General features: G+C 70.3%; 2 protein-coding genes. Both read left to right on the top strand.

Going from position 1 to position 1,737, the window contains the following annotated elements; genetic code table 11:
• Nucleotides 1–164: 164 nt before the first annotated feature.
• Complete coding sequence (ruvC, locus tag AC1RQF_RS12895) at nucleotides 165–707, top strand: crossover junction endodeoxyribonuclease RuvC (RefSeq protein ID WP_274001187.1); 543 nt, start codon at nucleotides 165–167, stop codon at nucleotides 705–707.
• Nucleotides 708–905: 198 nt separating this feature from the next.
• Entirely contained in the window at nucleotides 906–1,487 is a 582-nt protein-coding gene (gene ruvA / locus AC1RQF_RS12890) for a Holliday junction branch migration protein RuvA (RefSeq protein WP_274001185.1), read from the top strand.
• The last annotated feature ends 250 nt before the right edge of the window (nucleotides 1,488–1,737 follow it).

The following is a 1,737-nucleotide window of genomic DNA, read 5'->3' as shown; positions in this document are numbered from 1 at the left end:
TACGGCTACCGGGATGAGGAATACTTCTTCCTCAAGATCCGCGCTGCCTTCCCCGGTAATCCGCGATGAACCTTTTTATTGGCCCGCGCAGGCGGCGGCGCAGTGCCGTGCGGCACGCCGCAATCGTTGTAGTATCGCTAACACGCAGTTCTTCCGGCTTTTCCATGCGAATCCTCGGCATCGACCCCGGCTTGCGCGTCACGGGCTTCGGCGTGATCGACGTGAGCGGCCATCAGCTCGCCTACGTCGCGAGCGGCGTGATCAAGACCGCCACCGCCGACCTCCCCACCCGGCTCGGCACGATCTATGACGGCGTATCGACGCTGGTCCGCCAGCACGCGCCCGACCAGGCGGCGATCGAGAAGGTGTTCGTCAACGTCAATCCGCAGTCGACGCTGCTGCTCGGCCAGGCGCGCGGCGCCGCGATCTGCGGGCTGGTGTCGGGCGGCCTGCCGGTCGCCGAGTACACCGCGCTGCAGCTCAAGCAGGCGGTGGTCGGCTACGGCCGCGCGACCAAGGAGCAGATGCAGCAGATGGTCGCGCGGCTGCTGTGCCTGTCCGGCCTGCCGGGCACGGACGCGGCCGACGCGCTCGGCATGGCGATCTGCCATGCGCACGGCGGCACCACGCTCGGCACGCTGGGCGAACTCGCGCCGGCGCTCGCCAGGCGCGGGCTGCGCGTGCGGCGCGGCCGGCTCGTCGGGTAGACGCGGCCGCGACCTGGGCCCGGCTCGGACGCAGCCGGCTCGCCTCGACGAACCCTGGTGCGGCCGCTCCGGCATGGAGGCTCTGACCCGGCCGGCCCAGGCGCGCCCCGCCGGGTGCAGGGGAGCACGCCCGCGCCGCCGCGCCGGTCGGCCGGCGTGCGCTACACTCGCGCTTTCCGTCACGTATTCCGCTCCTCCATGATCGGTCGCATCGCGGGCACCCTGCTCGAAAAGAACCCGCCCCACCTCCTCGTCGACTGCAACGGCGTCGGTTACGAGATCGACGTGCCGATGAGCACGTTCTACAACCTGCCGCACACGGGCGAGCAGGTCGTGCTGCTGACCCAGCTGATCGTCCGCGAGGACGCCCACCTGCTGTATGGATTCCTCACGCCGCAGGAACGCTCGACCTTCCGCGAGTTGCTGAAGATCACCGGCGTCGGGGCGCGGATGGCGCTCGCGGTGCTGTCCGGGATGAGCGTGCAGGATCTGGCGCAGGCGGTCACGCTGCAGGACGCCGCGCGCCTGACGCGCGTGCCCGGGATCGGCAAGAAGACCGCCGAGCGCCTGCTGCTCGAACTCAAGGGCAAGCTCGGCGCGGACCTCGGCCCGCTCGCGGGTGCCGCCTCGCCGTCCGACCATGCGTCGGACATCCTCAACGCATTGCTCGCGCTCGGCTATTCGGAGAAGGAAGCGCTCGCCGCGATCAAGAACGTGCCGGCCGGCACCGGCGTGTCCGAGGGCATCAAGCTGTCGCTGAAGGCGCTGTCGAAGGCCTGACGGGCGGCGCCGTCCAAGACCGGGGCGCCCGATCGGCTGCGGTCCCGTCTATCGCGCCCCGGTCTGCCTTGCCTCGGTCCGCCTTGCCTCGGTCCGCCTTGCCTCGGTCCGCCTTGCCTCGGTCTGCCTTGCCTCGGTCTGCCTTGCCTCGGTCTGCCTTGCCTCGGTCTGCCTTGCCTCGGTCTGCCTTGCCTCGGTCTGCCTTGCCTCGGTCTGCCTTGCCTCGGTCTGCCTTGCCTCGGTCTGCCTT

This window comes from Burkholderia sp. GW821-FHT14F03 (assembly GCF_058803765.1).
The sequence above is the reverse complement of the archived record's forward strand: the minus strand, read 5'-3'. Positions and strand labels throughout refer to the sequence as shown.